Below are 19,674 nucleotides of genomic sequence, written 5' to 3' on the forward strand. Positions count from 1 at the left end.
ATTTCGGTACTCTATACAAACAAGACATTGCTTTAGGAGAGATAATCATGAAACCTTTAGCGTACCGGATGCGCCCAAGTCATATTGAAGACATCATTGGGCAGGAGCATCTCGTTGGAGAAGGTCAAATTATTAGACGAATGGTCGAGGCAAAACATTTATCCTCGATGATTTTATACGGACCGCCGGGCATCGGGAAAACATCGATTGCGACGGCGATCGCTGGCAGTACAAGCATTGCGTTTCGGACGTTGAATGCGGTCATTCATAACAAAAAGGATATGGAAGCTGTCGCCGCTGAAGCGAAAATGAGCGGCCAGGTCATCCTCATTTTAGACGAGGTTCACAGGCTTGATAAAGGAAAGCAGGATTTTCTTCTTCCTTATTTAGAAAATGGCATGATCATTTTAATTGGCGCAACGACAGCTAACCCCTATCATGCGATCAACCCTGCCATCCGAAGCCGGACACAAATATTTGAGCTAAAACCGCTTGAAACAGAGCAAATCAAGGCTGCATTAACAAGAGCGTTACAGGATGAACATCGCGGACTTGGCGGTTATGAGGTGACAGTGGACGATGAAGCGATGAATCATTTTGCCAATGGATGCGGCGGGGACGTACGCTCTGCTTTAAATGCGTTAGAACTAGCTGTTTTATCGACAAAAGCAGATGATGCTGGGCATATTATGATCACTCTTGCCGCAGCAGAAGAATGTTTACAAAAAAAGAGCTTCTCACATGATAAGAATGGTGATGCTCATTACGATGTCCTCTCGGCTTTTCAAAAATCCATTAGAGGCTCTGACGCAGATGCGGCGCTGCATTACCTTGCCAGACTGATTGAAGCAGGGGACCTCGAAAGCATTTCAAGGAGATTACTCGTGATGGCTTACGAAGATATTGGCTTAGCTAGTCCGCAGGCAGGCCCTCGTGTGTTAAGCGCTGTTCAAACAGCAGAAAGAGTCGGCTTCCCGGAAGCACGAATTCCGCTGGCTAACGCAGTCATTGAACTGTGTCTTTCTCCTAAGTCCAACTCAGCATATAAGGCGATCGATGCGGCACTTGGTGACATTCGTTCAGGGAAAATTGGTGAAATCCCTGTTCATTTAAAGGATGCTCACTACAAAGGAGCCACAGCACTTGGCAGAGGCGTCGATTACTTATACCCACACGATTATGAAAACGGCTGGGTGAAGCAGCAATACTTACCTGATCCGCTGAAAAACAAGCAATACTATGAACCAAAGCAAACAGGTAAATTTGAAGGCGCACTAAAACAGGTATATGAGAATTTAAAACGCCAAAAATAAAAAAAGCCCCCTGCCTAATTAGCAGGTGGGCTGTTTATTTATCCTTCACACGTGTAATTGGAATATCTTTTAAAAGCTGCATAATGACATGACCACCCATGATCAGTCCTGCAACAGATGGGACGAATGCGTTGGATGATGGCGGCATTTGTGCCTTGCGAATCTTCGCTTCATCATTTCCAACTTCTTTTCTGACATCTTCGCGGATGACAATCGGACTTTCATCAGAGAAAATGACTTCAATTCCTTTACGAATCCCTTCTTTGCGTAGACGCGTTCTCACGACTTTTGCAATTGGGTCGGTATGTGTTTTTGAAATGTCATCAATTTTGAAGCGGGTCGGATCTGTTTTGTTTGCAGCTCCCATACTCGAAATGATGTTCACATTGCGTTTCAGACACTCTTTCATTAAATGAATTTTATAGTGAATCGTATCTGACGCATCGATGACATAATCAAGTGGATATTCAAAAAATTGCTCATATGTTTCCTCTGTATAAAACATCTTGAGTGCAACAACTTCACATTCTGGATTAATATCAGCGATTCTCGCCTGCATTAAGTCAACCTTTGGCTGACCAACTGTTGAAAGCAATGCTGGCAGCTGACGATTTACATTTGTAATATCAATATCATCTTTATCAACAAGAACAATACGGCCAACGCCTGAACGAGCGAGTGCCTCAACTGCAAATGAACCAACGCCGCCCACACCAAGCACTGCAACTGTACTGTTTTTTAATATATCTAAGCCTTCCTTGCCAATGGCAAGCTCGTTTCTTGAAAACTGATGTAACAAGTGCCTCACTCCACCTTTATTTAAAATGAATCGAAAGAATCATATCATATTCAACCTTCTTCGTCATCCTTCTGAAAAAGAAAAAAACACAAAAAAGTCCCGACAACGCCGCCAGCTTTTCCTTCGTTTTGAACCCCGCACCATGCAGGTGGGTGCTTTCTTCCTGACTTTATAAGTCCTCTAAAGAGGCATTTATGCAGAAAGGAAAGGCAAGCTCCCGTATAAAAAAATGTTCGGTCAAAACTAGGTAACCACCGTACGTATCAGGACTTTATTTATTGATTGAAGAAAGCATATCATAGGCATGCCGCTTTTTCAAGCGTTTACATGCCTATATCCATGCGTCTATTTTACTGTTTTGCTTTTGTTTTAATGGCTAAACTTAACTCATCCAGCTGCGCTTCGCTCACATGACCTGGAGCATCTGTTAGCACGCAGCTCGCACTTGCCGTTTTCGGGAATGCAATCGTGTCTCTTAGGTTAGAGCGGCCGGCAAGCAGCATCACTAAGCGGTCAAGACCAAGCGCAATTCCGCCGTGCGGAGGAACACCGTGCTCAAAAGCATCTAGAAGGAAGCCGAATTGTTCATAAGCCTCTTCTTTTGAAAACCCAAGTAAGCTAAACATTTTTTCTTGAATGTCCTTTTCGAAAATACGAATCGAACCTCCGCCAAGCTCATAGCCATTCAGGACAAGATCGTATGCCTGTGCCTTCATGTCCTCTGGGCTTGTCTCAATTAATTCAAGATCGTCGCGTACTGGCATTGTGAAAGGATGATGGGCAGCATAGAAGCGTCCTTCTTCTTCATCTTTTTCAAGCAGCGGCCAATCAACGACCCATAAGAAGTTGAATACAGACTCATCGATGAGTTCAAGCTCTTTGCCGAGTTTTAAGCGAAGGGCACCAAGTGCGTCATGGACAACAGACGTCTTATCTGCAACAAAGAGTAAAAGGTCGCCTTCTTCGACTTGAAGCTGCTCTTTTAATTCTGCTTGCTTTGCTTCGTCAAAGAATTTAGCAATCGGCCCTTTTAATTCTGTGCCTTCTGCTTTAAGCCAAGCTAGACCTTTTGCACCGTAGTTCGCAGCAAATGCACCAAGGGCATCAATGTCTTTTCTTGAGTAATTCGCTGCAGCCCCTTTGACATTGATGGCTTTCACAGCTCCACCATTTTTTACAGCTCCGCTAAAGACTTTGAAATCAGAGTCTTTTACCGTGTCTGAAATGTTGACAAGCTTCATCTCAAAACGTGTATCTGGTTTATCAGAACCATAAGAATTCATCGCTTCATCATAAGTCATACGAGGTAATGGCAATGTCAGCTCTACGCCTTTGACATCTTTCATCACCTTTGCCATCATCTCTTCAGCAAGCGTCATAATGTCCTCTTGACTCATAAAGGACATTTCGATATCGACTTGTGTGAATTCCGGCTGACGGTCAGCACGCAAGTCTTCATCCCTAAAGCAGCGGGCAATTTGATAGTAACGATCCATTCCTGAGACCATCAGCAATTGTTTAAATAATTGCGGGGACTGAGGCAAGGCATAGAACTCTCCTTCGTGTACACGGCTTGGAACAAGATAGTCACGTGCACCCTCTGGCGTACTTTTTGTTAAAATCGGTGTTTCAATATCTAGAAAGCCGTTGTCATCTAAGAAATGGCGGAATGCTCTTGTGACCTCGTGTCGCATTTTCATCGTTTCAAACATAGCAGGACGGCGAAGGTCTAAGTAACGGTATTTAAGGCGCACATCTTCTGATACCTCGTCCGCTTGATCTGAAATCACAAAAGGAGGGGTCTTCGCTTCATTTAACACGCTGACCGTTTCGACTTGTATTTCAATTTTCCCTGTTTTTAGATTTGAATTAATTGTTGCTTCTTCTCTTGCGACAACCGTTCCTTTAATATCAAGGACATATTCATTACGAATCGATTCTGCTGTCTCAAGTGCCTCTTTTGAAAGGTCTGGATTGAAGACAGCTTGTACAATTCCTGTACGGTCACGCAGATCAATAAAGATTAATCCGCCAAGGTCACGTCTTTTTTGAACCCATCCTTTTAATACAACGGTTTGACCGATTTGGTCTTCTGTTACTTCTCCACAATAAAAAGTTCTACCAAACACAAACATTCCACTCCTTCTTTACGCCTTCTTGTGGGCCTTCATCATTTGAATCAGCTCATCAAGCTTCACTTCAATTTGTTCACCCGTTGTCGTATCTTTTACATTCACAATGTGCTGCGCCAGCTCATCTTCACCAAGGACAGCAATAAACTTGGCTTTTAATCGATCAGCCGCTTTAAATTGTCCTTTTAATTTCTTCCCTGTATAGTCCATTTCACTTGAAATGCCTTCTTTTCTTAGACGATTTAATAAAGAAACAGCGTAATCTTTCGCATCATCACCGAGTGCAGCAATGTATAGATCAATGCCATCTTGCAATGGAAGATCAATCCCTTCAGCATCGATTGCTGATAGGAAGCGCTCAATACTCATAGCAAAACCGATTCCTGGTGATTCAGGACCGCCAATTCCTTCAACAAGTCCATCATATCGGCCTCCGCCGGCTAATGTGGTAATCGCACCAAAGCCTTCAGCATTACTCATGATCTCAAATGCCGTGTGATTGTAGTAATCAAGGCCGCGCACTAAGTTCGGATCGACGACATATTCAACGCCTATATCTGTTAAGTATTGTTTGACCTTTTCAAAATAAGACCGTGATTCATCATTTAAGTAATCTTGAATGGATGGAGCCGTTGCCATCAATTCGTGGTCACGATCCTTTTTGCAATCAAGAATTCGCAGCGGATTTTGATGTAAACGGGTTTGACAGTCATGACAGAATTCATCGATTCTTGGCTCAAAGTGCTCAACAAGTGCCTTGCGGTAGTCTGCACGGCTCTCTTTGTCACCAAGGCTGTTAATGACGAGCTTTAAGTTTGAAAGACCTGCTTTCTCATAAACACTCATCGCAAGGGAAATAACTTCTGCATCAATGGCTGGGTCCTTTGAACCGATCGCTTCAATCCCAAACTGATAAAATTGACGATATCTTCCCGTTTGCGGACGTTCATAGCGGAACATTGGTCCGATGTAATACAGCTTTGTTGGCTGCGCCGGCTGTGCAAATAATTTATTTTCAACATAAGAACGTACGGTTGATGCCGTTCCCTCTGGACGAAGGGTGATGCTGCGTCCCTTTTTATCTTCAAATGTATACATCTCTTTTTGAACGATATCGGTTGATTCGCCTACTCCCCGTGCAAACAGCTCTGTATGCTCAAAAATCGGTGTGCGGATTTCTTTGTATTGAAAGGCCGCACATGTATCTCTTGCAATTTGTTCAACATACTGCCAGCGTTCTGACTCTCCAGGTAAAATATCCTGTGTGCCTCTTGGAATATTAAAACTCATTTTTCGTCCTCCTACGACCATCATTCATTTTTTTATGTGGACATATAAAAAACCCCCGCCTCTACTATGTGTATAGTAGGGACGAGAGTTATACCCGTGGTGCCACCCTAGTTGGAACATGATCTAGCCATGTTCCCGCTCAAATCCTTAACGCAGATTCACGTTCTCCGCCTATTGACTCATTTTTAGAGCGTTCAGCAGGAAACCTACAGAGTGTTCTTTCGTGATAAATGCCATGCGGATTCGCTTTCAGCCTAAGGCGATTCCTCTCTGCTCACGCAATTTACCCTACTATTCTCTATCATCAGTTCCACATTTTAAATTTTCAAGTGTGTTGATTTATATTATAATAAGGTCGGTGCTGCCACTCTGTCAACCCTTGCCGTGCCTCTTTTTCTTTTCCAGCTCTTCTTTTGACGTACATCCGTATTCAGATGCGGTTTCTTCAAGGAAGCCTGGTTGATCCATTTCGTCGTGCTGCCAGCGATCGATATCACGATGTCCATTATATTGCACTCGTCCTAATTTTCTGCTTAATCTCATGTTTGTACATCCTTTTATCACGTTTTTATTTAGTATAAACAGATTGATTCAATTTTATTAGGGAAACTGCAAGGAATTAGTCCATTACATAACGAATTTACATTCATCGGTTTTATAAGGGAGGGGAAAACACCGTTTTGAATCTAAAAAAACACAATCAAATGATGATGCTTCTTACCTGTTTTGTTCTTATCGCAAGTACTTTGCCTATGGCACATGCTACAGCACAAACAGATCAAGCTGTGGTCGCTACAGATGAAATCAATGTGAGAACGGGTCCTGGTTTAAGCTATGGAATCGCAGCTGTTGTGAAGCGCGGAGAAAGCTATCCCATTCTCACGAAACAAGGAGAATGGGTGCAGATCGGGCTATCGAACGGTCAAAAAGGCTGGGTCGTCTCATGGCTGATTACAACATCATCTGGCAGCCAAAAGTCTGCTAAGCCGAAGACACAAAATCAAAGCTCAGCAGAGAGCAGTTCCATTACATCGACAGCCTCTGATCTTCGCATACGGACGGGCCCAGGGACTTCCTATCAAGTCGTCGGAACTTTCCCGCAAGGCGCTTCGGCTAAAAAGCTGCAGACAAGCGGCGAATGGACAAAAATTTCGTATAAACAAGCAGTAGGCTGGGTTCACTCTGATTATGTGTCAGGCGGCCAAAAAGCTTCTCAATCAAACGCTGGCGAGTCCTCTCGCTCTAAACAGACAGGCACAGTTGGCGTATCGAGCTTGAATGTAAGGCAATCGGCGGCACCAAATGCACAAGTCGTCGCTTCACTTGCCCGCAACACACAGATCACCATTTTGCGCGAGCAGAACGGCTGGTATGAAATTGAGGCAAAAGGCGTGAAAGGCTGGGCAGCAAGCTATTACATCGTCACAAGCAATGGAGCGAGTTCGGAGGGTGAAAAGAACTCATCTTCATCGGCTTCCCAAAAGAAAGCGTACATTGTTTACGATGGCACCAACATTCGAAAAAGTGCTTCTACCTCTGCTCAGATTGCAGAAAGAGCCACAAAAGGTGCTGCCTATCAAATTGTTCGCACGCAAGGTGACTGGTACGAGGTGACATTATCAAACGGCGGAACTGGTTATGTGGCAAGCTGGGTCGTTCAAACGAATAAAAATAGCAGCGAGGCACCAAGACCACAGCAGGATTCATCGTCAGGAACTGGTTCTTTAAAAGGAAAAACGATTGTTCTTGATCCAGGTCATGGCGGAAAAGACAGCGGTACGATTGGCGCAGATGGTGCGTTTGAGAAGAACATTACCATCAAAACCGCTAATTTACTGGCAGGCAAATTAAGGGCTTCTGGAGCAAATGTTTATTTAACTAGAAGTGAAGATACTTTTATCAGCCTTCAATCGAGGGTCGCGACATCTCATTACAGAAATGCAGATGCATTTATTAGTCTTCATTATGATAGTTTTATGGACCCAAGTGTCAGAGGAAGTACGGCATATTATTATCAAGCAGCAAAAGACCAGCAATTAGCGACAAACGTTCATACAGAAGTCGCTAAACGCTCTCAAATCCCTGATAAGGGTGTCAAATTCGGAGATTATTTTGTGTTAAGAGAAAACAAACGTCCTTCTCTTTTATATGAACTCGGCTATTTAAGCAATCCTCAAGAGGAAGCCATCATTTATAGCGCCTCTTACCAAGAACGAGTCACAGAAGGAATGACAGAAGGATTAAAACAATATTTCCGCTAGAAAAAAGAGGCCACTGCGCCTCTTTTTTGTTTGGTCGCAAAAGAAAAAGACTCTAAACAAACTCCTGCATGAGTTTATCTACAGTCTAAAGTAAATCTATTCTTTGCTATCCATCCAGATGGTGACGGGTCCTGAATTGGTCAATGACACATCCATCATCGCGCCAAAACGGCCAGTTTCTACATGAATGCCTTTTTCTCTAAGGGCTTTATTGAAACATTCGTAAAGGGCGTTCGCCGCATCTGGCTTGGCTGCTTTCATAAAATTTGGCCTTCTGCCCTTTCTCGTATCACCATAAAGGGTAAACTGAGACACAGACAGCACGCTTCCTTTTACATCCAATAACGAATGATTCATTTTCCCGTTTTCATCCTCAAAAATACGTAAATGTGCAAGCTTATCAGCTAAATAATGCACATCTTCTTCTGTATCTTCGTGTGTGACACCAACGAGTACCATATATCCTTCATTGATGGCACCTGTGATCTCTTCTTCTACCTTCACAGATGCACTTGTCACACGCTGCACAACAAGCCTCATAGACGATATACTTCCTTTCTAATTCATGAATCGGCGAACAGAGTAAATGTCTTTGATTTGTTTAATGCGTTCTACCACTTTGTGCAAATGGTTAATATTTTGGATAAAGATCGCCATATGGATCGTCGCCACTTTGTTACGATCAGACTTACCAGAAACCGACGAGATGTTCGTTTTGGTTTCGTTGACTGCTTGAAGCACCTCATTGAGTAAGCCGCGTCTGTCATATCCTAATATTTCAATTTCCACATTGTATTCTTTACGGTTTCGAGCAGGCTGTTCATGCTCCCACTCAACCGGGATTAACCGTTCCTGCGCTTCTCCTGTCTTCACGTTCGGACAGTCATCACGGTGAACAGATACGCCTCGGCCTTTCGTAATAAAACCAACAATGCTATCACCTGGAACAGGATTACAGCACTTAGATAAGCGGACAAGCAGGTTATCTATCCCTTTGACTCTTACACCTGCTTCTCGTTTCTTCCCGTGATACGTCTTTGGCTCTACAGTCACTTCTTGAACTGTTTTTTCTTGTTCTTCTTGATCTCTTTGTTTTCTTTCTTTTTCAGTTAAACGATTGGCGACTTGGAGTGCAGTAATTCCGTTATAACCAACCGCTGCATACATGTCCTCTTCGTTTGAGAAATTAAATTTGTCAGCCACTTTTTGCAGGTTTTCAGCTGTCAGGATGTCTTTGACATCAAACTCAAGGTTTTTGATTTCTTTCTCCACGAGTTCTCGGCCTTTTTCGACATTTTCTTCACGGCGCTGTTTTTTGAAAAACTGTCTGATCTTGTGCTTGGCTTGGGAGGTTTGGGCAAGTTTGACCCAATCCTGACTTGGTCCATAGCTGTGCTTTGATGTCAGAATTTCAATAATGTCACCTGTTTTCAATTTATGATCGAGCGTGACCATCTTTCCGTTGACCTTCGCACCGATCGTTTTGTTCCCAATTTCCGAGTGAATCCGGTAAGAGAAGTCAATCGGCACGGAACCCGATGGCAGTTCAATGACGTCTCCTTTTGGTGTAAAGACAAACACCATATCAGAGAAGAGATCGATTTTTAACGATTCCATAAATTCTTCTGCATCTGTCGATTCATTTTGGAATTCAAGGATTTCTCTAAACCAAGAGAGCTTCTTCTGGAAGACAGCTTCCTCCGTTGATTCTGCTGACTCTTTTCCTTCTTTGTATGCCCAGTGCGCAGCAATTCCGTACTCTGCAATTTCATGCATTTCCACTGTTCGGATTTGAACTTCAAGCGGGTCACCTTTTGGCCCAATCACTGTCGTATGAAGCGATTGGTACATGTTCGGCTTTGGCATTGCAATATAATCCTTAAACCTGCCTGGCATCGGCTTCCAGCATGTATGGATAATCCCGAGCACAGCATAGCAGTCTTTAATGCTGTCAACCAAAATACGAACGGCCAGCAGATCATAAATTTCATTAAACTGCTTATTTTGCAGGACCATTTTGCGATAAATACTATAAATATGCTTTGGTCTTCCGGAAAATTCAGCCTTGATGTTTACCTCTGACACCCGATCTTTTACTTCATTGACAACCTCGTCCAAGTATTCCTCACGTTCCGCTCGTTTACGCTTCATGAGATTCACGATCCGGTAATATTGCTGCGGATTTAAGTAACGGAGCGCTGTATCTTCAAGCTCCCACTTAATCTTTGAAATCCCTAATCTGTGCGCAAGCGGTGCAAAGATTTCAAGGGTTTCATTTGAAATTCTACGCTGCTTTTCCTGAGGAAGGTGTTTGAGCGTTCTCATATTGTGCAGACGGTCTGCCAGTTTAATCAAGATGACGCGTATATCCTGCGCCATTGCCACAAACATTTTTCGATGGTTTTCGGCCTGCTGTTCTTCTTGTGATTTATATTTAATCTTCCCGAGCTTTGTTACACCATCAACAAGCATCGCAACTTCTTCGTTAAAATGCTCTTTTAAATCCTGTAATGTCACATCTGTATCCTCGACAACATCGTGCAGGAAACCTCCTGCAATGGTCGATGGGTCCATTTCAAGGTCAACAAGAATCCCCGCCACTTGAATTGGATGGATAATATAAGGCTCACCAGACTTCCGGTATTGCTCCTTATGTGCATTTTCAGCATATTCATATGCTCGCTCTATAAATTGAATATGTTCAGCGGACAGGTATTCTCTTGCCTTGTCAATGACCTGCTGCGCCGTTAAAACTTGTTCGTTCGCCATGGAATCACCTTTTTAAATGAAAACTGTATTGTAGTTTATTATCAAGAAAAATTCGATAGATGTAAAGAGAAGAAGTCCGCTAAAAGATTTTTGATAGGAAAAAAGCACCCTTCTTACCGAGTGCTTTTTTCGTAAAACTCCATTAGTATTGCATTAACGTCAAGATATCGTAACCGTCAAGCTTCTTTCTGCCGTCCAGATACGTCAGCTCAATCAAGAATGCAATTCCTGCCACAACGCCGCCCAATTCCTCTACAAGCTTGATGGACGCTTCAATTGTTCCACCAGTCGCAAGTAAGTCATCTGTAATCAATACACGTTGACCAGGACGAATCGCATCTTTATGAATCGTTAATACATCTTTCCCATATTCTAAGCCGTATTCGACTTTAACGACTTCACGAGGAAGCTTTCCTTCTTTACGAACCGGTGCAAAACCTACACCAAGTGCGTAAGCTACAGGGCAGCCAATAATGAATCCACGCGCTTCAGGTCCAACAATGAGATCAATGTCTCTTTCCTTCGCGTATTCAACGATTTGATCCGTTGCATAACGGTACACTTCGCCTTTATCCATTAACGTTGTAATATCTTTAAATTGTACACCTTCCTTTGGGTAGTCAGGTACAACTGTCACATATTGTTTTAAATCCATCTTTTCCTTTTCCTCCTCGTACGTCAAAGCACAGGTGAGACTTCGCTCATCATGCTATTCAGCCATTCCTTCAGCTCTTTGGCTGAGGAATATGTTAGTGTTTGATCGAGTTCCATCAATCGTTGTTTTGCTGTATAGGATGCTGATGCCGTTAAATCTTTTTTAGGGGCATCACGTACTATTGACAGCACACCATTCTCTATTTTAACAAAACCGAGTTCAAAAAACACCTTTGTCATAAAAATCATTGTATCTTTTGTCCAGCCTCTATGTTTCGCAAGCTCCATTCCTTGCTCCTTGAGAGGGAAACTTCCTCGCTTTAACAAGAATCCATAAAACCATTTGAATTGATCACGGCTAGGGAAAGAGGACATGAAATGATCTTCTTTTCTTTGGAAAACCGTATAAACTCTAGCTGGCTTTTGGTTTTCTAACAGCTGCCTTAGTAAGTGTTCATCTGCTGGAACATCTGCAAAGACAACATACTTGCCTTCTACATCGAATGTTGAAACATTTTCTGCATGGACATGATGAATCGGGATTTTGACTTCCTGTTTTGTTTCTTCGTCAAAACAGACCACCACATATTTTTCTGGGTCAAGCGTGGAGATTGTCTTTTCCCAATCTTTTTTGCCGCGCAAATCAAACAGCTGCCACTCATCTACTCGGGCATCTTTTAGCATGAGCTGTGGTTTCTTCCGGTTATTCCATTCATTGATGGACATTTCACCAATGACGGAAATGCGGCTACCTGTGACAACTTCTTCTTTTAATTGACCTTGATGAAAACCGACACAGTCAAGCAGCTGGTCTTCGTCTTTCAGAGACATTTTAATATGATTCTGATTTGCTCCAATTGTTCGGATTTCTTCAAGTCTCACATCTTCAATCATGATGAACGGCTTTGGATTCTGCATGCCAAATGGTGACAGCATCCCCACTTCTTCAATTGCTTCAACCGTCAATTCGTCTACCTTGCATACAGCATCAACCCGCTGAATCGGAATAAAATCTTCTTCTGTCAACGTTTCATTCGCATATTGATTTAATCTTTCCCTTAGTAAAGGAACATCATCCGCCCGAAGTGTCATACCCGCAGCCATCGGGTGCCCGCCGAAATGCGGCAGAATGTCACGGCATTTGCTTAAATGGAAAAATAGATCGAAGCCAGGAATACTCCGCGCTGATCCTTTTGCCATTTGCGTCTCTTCATCTATTCCAAGCACAATCGCCGGACGAGAAAATTTATCCGTCAATTTAGAGGCAACAATTCCGACAACACCCGGATTCCAGCCAGCTTTCGCTACAACGATTGCAGACTGGTCATCACCTGTCTCTTCCACCATTTGAATGGCTTCTTCTGTGATCGTACTCACAATTTTTTGACGTTCTTTATTCAGTTCTTGTACAAAACGAGCGAGTTCTTCTGCTTCATCCTTATCCTCTGTCATGAGAAGATGAACAGCTGGATCGGCCTGTTCAATTCGTCCTACAGCATTCAGCCTTGGCGCAATTTGAAAGCCGACCGTTTCCTCATTTGCTTCTTCAAGAGTAGCACCTGCTTCTTTCAATAACGCCTTCAGCCCTGGTCTATTCGACTGCATAAGCTGCATAAGCCCTTTTTTAGCGAGCCATCTATTCTCATCATGAAGCGGCACAAGATCCGCTATTGTCCCAATTGCCGCAAGATCTAACAGCTGAGTTGGCAGCTTTCCAAGAAGTGCATGCGCCACTTTAAATGCTACGCCTACACCGGCAAGTTCTTTAAAGGGATACTCACAGCCTGGCTGCTTAGGATGAACAATCGCAAGTGCCTCAGGCAGCTCCTCACTTGGTTCATGGTGATCTGTAATGATCAGGTCTAACCCTATTTCTTTTGCAATACGTGCTTCATTTACAGCTGCAATACCTGTATCGACGGTGATGACAAGCGATGCGCCTTGCTCTTTGATATATCGGAAAGCCTGTTCATTAGGCCCATAGCCTTCTTTAAATCGATCTGGAATATAAAAGTCTACTTTCGCAGACAACTCTTTTAATGTATGTAAAAGCACAGACGTACTTGTCACACCATCCGCATCATAGTCTCCGAAGATCACAATCGATTCCTGCTCTTCGATCGCTTTGTTGATGCGCTCTACTGCCTCTTTCATTCCTTTTAATAGAAATGGATCATGAAATTCGGCTTTTTGATCAAATAAAAAAGACCTCGCTTCTTCTACTTCTTCAAGTCCTCTTTTTACAAGAAGCGATGCAGTCAGCGCTGAAATATTCAGATTTTCAGAGAGTGATTTCACTTTTTCTTCGCTTGGATGTTCATATTCCCAGCGCATTTTGGATAATAACATAAATTCACCCCTCAACCACACTATTATACTAGAGTGGCCTGAGGGGTTTCAATTTTTATTTTATGAAATTGTGCTGGAAGATTATTTTTCCTTCCGGTTAAATGATGCTGGCTGTTCTTTTAAAGGCGTCACATTCGGTTTCTTTTGAACGTCTTTGTCGATCTTTTTATTCGAAACAGCAGGTGCAGGTGCGGCTGCACGCTCAGCTTTTAATGCCTTTAGTTCACGTTTTAGTTTCATAATTTGGAAAATCCCTGCAAAAGCCACAATGAGTCCGCCCATGAGCACAGAACCAATAATGACAAGGATCAGCGGCCATTCAGCCGATCCAAATAAGTAGTCAACTTGCACCGGCCGCACATTGATTACGGCAAATACTGAGACAATTAACACGAAAATAAATGCGAGTATGATGGTCCATTGTTGTTTGTTCATCTACATATCCCCCAAGCTTTTTCTTTTATTCTTCCCTTTTCATAGTCCTTTTTAAACACAGAAAGAAAAGCGCGGAATTCAAAATCTAACAGCATGGGCATGAATTAGCTGCTGAGTTTTTTTAAAATGAGATTCTTTATTTCTTGTCTTTCTCCAGAAATAACAAGGGTATCCCCTTCTTCAATGACCGTTTCAGGTTTTGGATTTAACATTTTCTCATATGATTTTCTCACGATAGCGATGACTGTTACTTGATCATATTGGCGGACACTCAGGTCACCGATTGTTTGCTGAACAGCTGGTGCATTCTTTTCAATCTTAAACCATTCAATCATCAGTTTATCAATGGCTACTTCTACAGTTTCAAGCGCTTTCGGCTTATATACCATGCCGCCTAAGATTGCTGCAATTTGTCTTGCTTCTTCATCGTTTAGCAAGATATCAGAAATAGATTCTTCGTGATCGTCCTCTTGAAAATGATACATTTCTCTCCTGCCGTCATCGTGTGTAATGATGGCAAGCTTCTCATTATTTCTTGTGATCATTTCGGCTTTGTGACCGGTACCTGGCAGTTCAGTTTCCCGAACCTTCATAACAGCCCCTCCAAAGCCAAATGCCTCAAACGGACACTTGCTTTCTATACTTGTCTAAACGTATGTCATTATAGCAAAAGACCATTTCAAGATCAATGATACCAGAAATGTTTTTTCGAATCGTCTTATTTTCGGAAAAACTAAAGAAAAAAGACTGCCATTCAGGCAGTCTCACTCAATTAAATATCTTGCTCAGTATCAATCTTCGCCGGTTTTTTCATCTCACGGCCCTTCCACATGAGCCAAATTTGCGCTGCGATATATAGAGATGAGTACACCCCTGTTAACAGACCGACAAGTAAGGCGATGGAGAAGTTCGTAATTGACGCTGATCCAAAGATAAGCAGTGCGATTACAACGACAAGTACGGTTAATACCGTGTTGACAGATCGCGTAAAGGTTTGCTGTAAACTTAAGTTCACAATGTACGATAGATCTTCAATGGTTTTTGGTTTGCGCTTCTTCATTTGTTCACGAACCCTGTCAAAGGTGACGATCGTGTCGTTGATCGAATATCCGATGACTGTGAGGATCGCCGCAATGAAGGTGACATCCACCTCTAAACGCGTAATACTAAAGAAGGCCACGATAAAGAACGCGTCATACAGCAGTGAAATAATCGCTGCAATGGCCATTTTATATTCAAATCGAACGGAGACATATAAAATGATCCCGATTGAAGCAATGATGACAGCATATAATGCATTTCGGGCAAGTTCTTTCCCAACAGTCGGAGACACTGTACTTACGTTCGGCTCCGTTCCGTATTTATCTTTGAAGTAATCTTTCACTTCAGCAATCTTTTCTTTGTTCGGCACACCGACAAATCTCGCTGCTGCCTGATTTTCTTTTTGACCCGATAACACGACACTGTCTGTCTCAAGGTCCAGCTTTTTAAAGTCTTGCTCGACTTGTTCAGTTGACAGCTTGTGATCACTTTGGATATCAATTCTAGTTCCACTTGTAAAGTCAATTCCCGCATTCAGCTTGAAGATGGAAAGAACGATGATTCCCGCAATGGTGATAGTAGCTGAGAAAATCATAAATCCTTTACGTTTGCTGACGAAATCCCACTTATCAAACGGTGTTTTTGGCTCGGTGGTTTCTGTTGTTTCATGAATGTTCATAATGTCTTTTTGACGAACACCAAACCAGCCTTTTCTCCGGTCAAGATAGCGGCTTTCAACAAGAAGACCAAGAAGGAATCTTGATAGGAAGACAGCTGTGATAAAGCTAGTTAAAATCGATAGGATGAGCATCGTTGCAAATCCTTTTACCGAGCTTGTCCCGAAGAAGAACAGCACGCCGCCGGCAATAATACTTGTTAAGTTTGCATCAAAGATGGTTGCAAATGATCGGCGGTTCCCTGATCTGAAAGCAGAACGGACTGATTTGCCGAGCTTGAGCTCTTCTTTGATCCGCTCATAAGTAATAATGTTGGCATCAACAGCCATCCCTACCCCTAGAATCAATGCCGCAATTCCAGGCAGCGTCATGACTGCACCCATCCAATCAAACACTTGAAGCGTAATGTAAATATAAGCTGAAAGTGTGATGACAGCGATAAGACCAGGTAATCGGTAATAAAGCAGCATGAATAAGAAGATAAATGCGATTCCTACAATTCCTGCGAACACTGTTTCGTCCAGTGCTTGTTCACCAAACTGTGCACTCACAGATGTTGAATATTTTTCTGTTAATTTCACTGGCAATGCCCCGGCATTTAAAATACTTGCAAGGTCCTTTGCCTCTTGGACAGTAAATTTCCCTTCAATTTGCACGTCACTGCTGTTAATTTCTTGATTCACATTCGGCGCAGAGACATACTTATGGTTTGATTTTGAGACTTCTTTTTTGAAGGAATCTCCTTTGTGGTAATCAAGCCAAATGACAAGCTGGTTATTCGGCGCCATCGCCGCTACTTTTCTTGTGACGTCACCAAATTTTTTCGCATCCTTTAGTTTAACCGTCACAATTGGCTCATTCGTTTGACTGAATGTTTGTTTTGCACTGTTTTCGACCAGGTCAGCCCCGTTAAGAAGTTCTTTATCATTCGTATCTCTGAAGGATAGCTGTGCTTCAGTGGAAAGAATCTCCCTAGCTCTGTTTTGATCTTTTACTCCCGCAAGCTGCACACGGATACGATTGTTGCCTTCAATCGAGATGTTCGGCTCACTTACACCTAGCACATTGGCTCTTCGGTTTAAAGCCTCCACTGTACTGACGAGGACACTATTTGTGATTTTATCCTCTTTTTTCACTGGATGTACATCATACAGGACCTCAAATCCACCCTGTAAATCCAGCCCTAGCGTCATATCTTTCGCAACAGGCTTTGTTAGTAAGCCTACGCCAGTTCCGATTAACAGAACCACTAAGAAAAACGCAAGAATGCGCCCTTTTTTCATTATGTATTTCCTCCTTAAACACCTGAATCCATTAAGATGGCTTATTTCAACAGTTCATCTAGCATATTCTTGCCATCTTCACTGTCCAAAAAAGCAGACGTTTTAAACGACTGAACGGTTGCATAGTTCATAAATTCGCCAATTTTCACAGATAAAATATCTGCAACCATTTCATGAATCGGATACTCTTGTTTTTTCTTCCACTTCTTATTCTCTAAGTATGACCATAATTCCTCTAAATCTACATCTTTATAGCCCAAAACGATGAATTCTTCAAGCTTACTGAACAGAAAAGGCTTTAAATGGTCTTTGTAAATTGCAGCCGGATGTTGTGTCAATGGGACGCTCCCCCTTTTCAGTTTTTATCGAGAGACTTGTCATGCTTGGACGATATACACGCATATCTTATTGTATATGATTCTATGTCGTTTGAGAAGGCAGGTGATCTTTGATTTGACGAAGCAAACGTTTTTAAAGGGCACGATTATTTTAATTTTAGCAGGTTTTATCACGAGAATATTGGGTTTTGTCAATCGAATTGTCATTGCAAGGTTCATTGGCGAAGAAGGAGTCGGGCTTTATATGATGGCTGCTCCTACTTTTTTTCTCGCTGTGACGCTGACACAATTCGGACTGCCTGTCGCTATTAGCAAGCTTGTCGCAGAAGCAGAAGCCCGGGGTGACAAACAGAAAACAAAACGAATTCTTGTCATGTCTCTTGCGATAACAGGGACTCTCAGCCTGATATTCACGCCGCTCTTTTTATGGTTTGCACCCATCATGGCAGAAAATATGCTGACAGATCCTAGAACGGTCTATCCACTGCTTGCCATTACGCCCGTTGTCCCAGTCATCGCCATTTCCAGTGTGCTAAGAGGGTATTTTCAAGGCAGACAGCAAATGAGCCCGCTTGCCATATCTCAAGTACTGGAACAGGTTGCAAGAATTTCTCTAGTGGCAGTATGTACAACGGCTTTCCTTCCTTATGGGATTGAATATGCGGCAGCAGGTGCGATGATTTCATCTGTTATTGGAGAGATGATTTCACTTGCTTATTTACTGATTGCCTTTCGTTATAAAAAGACCATTCGTATTCGAAAACGATTTTTTAAGGCGATTCATGACGGTAAGGACACGTTTAAGCAGCTGATGAGTATTGCCCTGCCAACAACAGGCAGCCGTTTTATCGGGAATATTTCATGGTTTTTAGAGCCGATAGTTGTCGCGCAAAGTCTTGCCATTGCTGGATATGCGGCCGTCGAGGCGACAAGACAATACGGGGAATTGACTGGTCTTGCGCTGACCCTTTTGACACTGCCTAGCTTTATTACGTATTCTCTCTCCACTGCACTGGTCCCAGCAATCAGTGAAGGAATGGAGCAGAACAGACGCAAAACGGTCGAATACAGGCTGAAGCAGGCGATGCGTCTTTGTCTACTCAGCGGAGGTATTTCCTGTATTATTCTTTTCGTTTACGCAGAAGATTTAACGCTCTTTATGTATGGTTCATCGCATGCGGCTATTTATGTAAAATTCATGGCACCATTTTTTCTTCTATATTATTTTCAAGGGCCGCTTCAAGCCGTCTTGCAAGCACTCAATTTAGCTGGTGCGGCGATGACGAATAGTCTGATAGGTGCTGTTGTGAAAACAGGAATGATCTTTGTTCTTGCTTCACAGCCGGGCTTTGGCATTATGGGGGCAGCACTTGCAATATTAATCGGCATCGTCCTTGTCACGCTGCTTCATGCGGCAACTGTTGGTAAAGTACTGCCTATTCATTTACCAATGAAGGAATATGGGATATGCGTTCTTGTGATCATCGGCACTGGGGCCGTGAGCCTTTGGCTGAAATCTCAAGTAAACGGGCTCTTTTCTGCCCCGATTGAGCTTGTGATGCTGATCTTTGTTACGTGCGTAATGTATGTCATTCTATTAATCTGTCTAGGGCTAGTGAAGCGTGAAGAGCTTCGCCGTATCCCGTTTATAGGGAAACTGCTTTAGCTCATTTCTTCTTGATCACTTCATCTTTCAAATCAATATAAAATGTCTTTTGATTAAAGCTGCAGTAGGAAATCTGATCAATTTCATGATAGCCTCTTTTGGCAAGCTCATCTTTCAGCCACTGTTCATTTTGATTAATTTGCTTCAAATGATCGTGCTGTACAACGCCATCAGCAATAAGTGGCAGCTCAAGCGCTCCGTGTGTGTGCTTGTTTTCTTTTTCGACAACCGCAAGCTTTCCGGATGGCTCTAAAATGGCGTAAGACACATCCTGAATGCTATCGATGTTGTTTTCTCTTAATTGAATGAGCAGGTCATCAAAATTGTATCGCTGTTTTCTCATCGCACCCTCGTCAATTTTCCCATTAATGATGAGCAGGACCGGTTTGCCGTCAAGAAAGCGCCGGACACCTTGGAATTTCAATGAGAGATAGGCAAGTGTGATTTGAATGAAGGTTAACAGCAGGATCGGCCATACCGTATGTAACATGTGATCCTCGACTTCTTCTATAGCGAGAACCGCAATTTCTGCGATCATCATAAAAATGACAAGATCTAAAATACTCAATTCGCCAATTTCTCTCTTGCCCATTAACCGAAAAATAAACCAAATAAGAAAATATAAAATGATTGTTCTCATGGAGATAATCAAGATGTCCTGCATGTG

16 protein-coding genes, 1 other RNA gene and 1 other annotated feature are annotated in these 19,674 nt (G+C 42.7%); of the genes, 3 read left to right on the forward strand and 14 right to left on the reverse strand.

All coding sequences use genetic code 11. The features are described 5' to 3' along the window. Nucleotides 1-47 precede the first annotated feature (47 nt). The gene (locus tag MHB79_RS12315; RefSeq protein ID WP_044139600.1) at nucleotides 48-1,313 is read left to right on the forward strand and encodes a replication-associated recombination protein A; all 1,266 of its coding nucleotides are present in this window, start codon (nucleotides 48-50) and stop codon (nucleotides 1,311-1,313) included. Nucleotides 1,314-1,347: 34 nt separating this feature from the next. On the opposite strand, the gene MHB79_RS12320 is transcribed toward MHB79_RS12315, so the two are convergent. From MHB79_RS12320 to MHB79_RS12340, 5 genes are all read right to left on the reverse strand, one after another. After that, the gene (locus MHB79_RS12320; RefSeq protein ID WP_044140034.1) at nucleotides 1,348-2,112 is read right to left on the reverse strand and encodes a tRNA threonylcarbamoyladenosine dehydratase; all 765 of its coding nucleotides are present in this window, start codon (nucleotides 2,110-2,112) and stop codon (nucleotides 1,348-1,350) included. A gap of 92 nt (nucleotides 2,113-2,204) precedes the next feature. Beyond that, nucleotides 2,205-2,385, reverse strand: a non-coding RNA gene (gene ssrS / locus MHB79_RS12325) — 6S RNA. Nucleotides 2,386-2,462: 77 nt separating this feature from the next. After that, entirely contained in the window at nucleotides 2,463-4,241 is a 1,779-nt protein-coding gene (gene aspS, locus MHB79_RS12330) for an aspartate--tRNA ligase (RefSeq protein WP_309217027.1), read from the reverse strand. Between the two features lie 18 nt (nucleotides 4,242-4,259). After that, complete coding sequence (gene hisS, locus MHB79_RS12335) at nucleotides 4,260-5,534, reverse strand: histidine--tRNA ligase (RefSeq protein ID WP_251190261.1); 1,275 nt, start codon at nucleotides 5,532-5,534, stop codon at nucleotides 4,260-4,262. Between the two features lie 74 nt (nucleotides 5,535-5,608). Beyond that, nucleotides 5,609-5,848, reverse strand: a binding site (T-box leader). Nucleotides 5,849-5,906: 58 nt separating this feature from the next. Beyond that, nucleotides 5,907-6,077 carry a YrzK family protein gene (locus MHB79_RS12340; protein WP_003216250.1) on the reverse strand — a complete coding sequence of 57 codons (171 nt, stop codon included), beginning with the start codon at nucleotides 6,075-6,077 and terminating at the stop codon, nucleotides 5,907-5,909. Between the two features lie 137 nt (nucleotides 6,078-6,214). On the opposite strand from MHB79_RS12340, the gene MHB79_RS12345 reads away from it, so the two are divergent. Beyond that, nucleotides 6,215-7,795 carry an SH3 domain-containing protein gene (locus MHB79_RS12345; RefSeq protein WP_251190260.1) on the forward strand — a complete coding sequence of 527 codons (1,581 nt, stop codon included), beginning with the start codon at nucleotides 6,215-6,217 and terminating at the stop codon, nucleotides 7,793-7,795. 96 nt (nucleotides 7,796-7,891) lie between these two features. Here MHB79_RS12345 and dtd read toward each other — a convergent pair whose 3' ends face one another. From dtd to MHB79_RS12385, 8 genes are all read right to left on the reverse strand, one after another. After that, entirely contained in the window at nucleotides 7,892-8,335 is a 444-nt protein-coding gene (dtd, locus tag MHB79_RS12350; RefSeq protein ID WP_003216527.1) for a D-aminoacyl-tRNA deacylase, read from the reverse strand. A gap of 18 nt (nucleotides 8,336-8,353) precedes the next feature. Beyond that, on the reverse strand, nucleotides 8,354-10,564 hold the full coding sequence (locus MHB79_RS12355) for a RelA/SpoT family protein (RefSeq protein ID WP_012010732.1): 2,211 nt from the start codon (nucleotides 10,562-10,564) through the stop codon (nucleotides 8,354-8,356). Between the two features lie 142 nt (nucleotides 10,565-10,706). After that, a complete protein-coding gene (locus tag MHB79_RS12360; protein WP_003216770.1) occupies nucleotides 10,707-11,219 on the reverse strand; it encodes an adenine phosphoribosyltransferase in 513 nt (170 codons plus the stop codon). Nucleotides 11,220-11,242: 23 nt separating this feature from the next. After that, nucleotides 11,243-13,567: a single-stranded-DNA-specific exonuclease RecJ gene (gene recJ / locus MHB79_RS12365; RefSeq protein WP_340989876.1), complete on the reverse strand. Its 2,325-nt coding sequence runs from the start codon at nucleotides 13,565-13,567 to the stop codon at nucleotides 11,243-11,245. Between the two features lie 81 nt (nucleotides 13,568-13,648). Then, nucleotides 13,649-14,002, reverse strand: coding sequence for a LapA family protein (locus MHB79_RS12370; RefSeq protein ID WP_003216178.1), 354 nt, complete (start codon nucleotides 14,000-14,002; stop codon nucleotides 13,649-13,651). A 104-nt stretch (nucleotides 14,003-14,106) separates the two neighbouring features. Then, entirely contained in the window at nucleotides 14,107-14,595 is a 489-nt protein-coding gene (locus tag MHB79_RS12375; RefSeq protein ID WP_340989878.1) for a cation:proton antiporter regulatory subunit, read from the reverse strand. Between the two features lie 179 nt (nucleotides 14,596-14,774). Next, nucleotides 14,775-17,003, reverse strand: coding sequence for a protein translocase subunit SecDF (gene secDF / locus MHB79_RS12380; RefSeq protein ID WP_003216337.1), 2,229 nt, complete (start codon nucleotides 17,001-17,003; stop codon nucleotides 14,775-14,777). A gap of 41 nt (nucleotides 17,004-17,044) precedes the next feature. Beyond that, complete coding sequence (locus MHB79_RS12385) at nucleotides 17,045-17,341, reverse strand: post-transcriptional regulator (protein ID WP_003216788.1); 297 nt, start codon at nucleotides 17,339-17,341, stop codon at nucleotides 17,045-17,047. Nucleotides 17,342-17,456: 115 nt separating this feature from the next. Here MHB79_RS12385 and spoVB point away from each other — a divergent pair, with 115 nt between their 5' ends. After that, entirely contained in the window at nucleotides 17,457-19,007 is a 1,551-nt protein-coding gene (gene spoVB, locus MHB79_RS12390; protein ID WP_340989879.1) for a stage V sporulation protein B, read from the forward strand. Between the two features lies 1 nt (nucleotide 19,008). On the opposite strand, the gene MHB79_RS12395 is transcribed toward spoVB, so the two are convergent. After that, the gene (locus MHB79_RS12395; RefSeq protein ID WP_003216185.1) at nucleotides 19,009-19,671 is read right to left on the reverse strand and encodes a DUF421 domain-containing protein; all 663 of its coding nucleotides are present in this window, start codon (nucleotides 19,669-19,671) and stop codon (nucleotides 19,009-19,011) included. Nucleotides 19,672-19,674: the final 3 nt, after the last annotated feature.

This window comes from Bacillus sp. FSL M7-0558 (genome assembly GCF_038003245.1).
GTDB classification, from domain to species: domain Bacteria; phylum Bacillota; class Bacilli; order Bacillales; family Bacillaceae; genus Bacillus; species Bacillus pumilus.

What these genes read in the sequence shown, in the direction of transcription:
- recJ (WP_340989876.1), bottom strand. Translation starts at nt 13,567, where the DNA reads ATGTTATTATCCAAAATGCGCTGGGAATATGAACATCCAAGCGAAGAA.
- secDF (WP_003216337.1), bottom strand. Translation starts at nt 17,003, where the DNA reads ATGAAAAAAGGGCGCATTCTTGCGTTTTTCTTAGTGGTTCTGTTAATC.
- MHB79_RS12395 (WP_003216185.1), bottom strand. Translation starts at nt 19,671, where the DNA reads ATGCAGGACATCTTGATTATCTCCATGAGAACAATCATTTTATATTTT.
- MHB79_RS12375 (WP_340989878.1), bottom strand. Translation starts at nt 14,595, where the DNA reads ATGAAGGTTCGGGAAACTGAACTGCCAGGTACCGGTCACAAAGCCGAA.
- MHB79_RS12370 (WP_003216178.1), bottom strand. Translation starts at nt 14,002, where the DNA reads ATGAACAAACAACAATGGACCATCATACTCGCATTTATTTTCGTGTTA.
- MHB79_RS12315 (WP_044139600.1), top strand. Translation starts at nt 48, where the DNA reads ATGAAACCTTTAGCGTACCGGATGCGCCCAAGTCATATTGAAGACATC.
- hisS (WP_251190261.1), bottom strand. Translation starts at nt 5,534, where the DNA reads ATGAGTTTTAATATTCCAAGAGGCACACAGGATATTTTACCTGGAGAG.
- MHB79_RS12355 (WP_012010732.1), bottom strand. Translation starts at nt 10,564, where the DNA reads ATGGCGAACGAACAAGTTTTAACGGCGCAGCAGGTCATTGACAAGGCA.
- MHB79_RS12360 (WP_003216770.1), bottom strand. Translation starts at nt 11,219, where the DNA reads ATGGATTTAAAACAATATGTGACAGTTGTACCTGACTACCCAAAGGAA.
- MHB79_RS12340 (WP_003216250.1), bottom strand. Translation starts at nt 6,077, where the DNA reads ATGAGATTAAGCAGAAAATTAGGACGAGTGCAATATAATGGACATCGT.
- dtd (WP_003216527.1), bottom strand. Translation starts at nt 8,335, where the DNA reads ATGAGGCTTGTTGTGCAGCGTGTGACAAGTGCATCTGTGAAGGTAGAA.